This is a genomic window from Bartonella sp. AA86SXKL (assembly GCF_042196885.1).
Genome location: NZ_JBHIRE010000155.1, coordinates 1 through 1,013, shown reverse-complemented (window position 1 = coordinate 1,013; position 1,013 = coordinate 1). Strand labels below are relative to the sequence as shown.

Below are 1,013 nucleotides of genomic sequence, written 5' to 3'. Positions count from 1 at the left end.
TGGTCAATTGAATCGAGCATAAAAGTGTGGATTCTAAAGGGAGTTATATAAAATAAATGCATATAATCTATTGGCTTTAATTATATATAATGTGATTCACAAACAGAAACGCGAGCTAGCATTATAAACAAACCCCTCATACAATTTAGCCTCTTTCCAATGCCGAATTTTTTTCCTTTTTTCCGACTTACCATATGAGAGTACAATGCTTCCTCTTGCTTTTGCCATAAACAATAGCGCATAACCAAAAAAGGATAAAACATCACAAGCTTTAAAATGAATAAGCGAAAAACTAAGGAGATGGGAGATGAAATTTTTTGTGGATAGCGCCAATATTGAAGAGATCCAAGAATTACAAAATTTAAACCTTGTTGATGGTGTGACCACCAATCCCTCACTCATCTTAAAATCAGGACGCAATATTCTTGAAGTGACAAAAGAAATCTGTACCCTCGTGGTGCATGGACCTGTTTCCGCAGAAGTTGCAGCAACGGAATTTGAAGACATCATGAAAGAAGCAGCTGTTTTAGCAAATATTGCTGACAATATTTGCATCAAGCTTCCCTTAACCTTTGATGGATTAAAAGCCTGTAAAGCTCTGACAGCGCAAGGATTAAAAACCAATCTCACACTTTGTTTTTCTGCCAATCAAGCCTTATTAGCCGCCAAAGCAGGCGCGACATTCATTTCACCATTTGTTGGCAGACTGGACGATTACGGAATCAATGGAAGTGATCTGCTTCATGAAATTCGCACAATTTATAACAACTACAGCTTTGAAACACAAATTTTGGCAGCTTCAATTCGCACCATTAATCACGTCAAAGAAGCAGCACTAAGTGGTGCAGATGTTGCCACCATCCCACCAACCATCTTAAAAGCGCTAATTAAACACCCCCTAACCGAGAAAGGTTTGCAAAGCTTCCTCGAAGACTGGAAAAAAACCGGACAAAATATCGCTTAACCTTTTGCAAGATCCCCTTGAAGCAACAAGAAAATTTGTTCAGTTGGGC

Annotated in this window: 1 protein-coding gene; it reads left to right on the top strand. The window is 38.5% G+C overall.

The window, feature by feature from the left end; genetic code table 11:
* Positions 1 to 307: 307 nt before the first annotated feature.
* Positions 308 to 964, top strand: a complete 657-nt coding sequence (fsa, locus tag ACFIO5_RS10665) for a fructose-6-phosphate aldolase (protein ID WP_011181303.1) — start codon at positions 308 to 310, stop codon at positions 962 to 964.
* Positions 965 to 1,013: the final 49 nt, after the last annotated feature.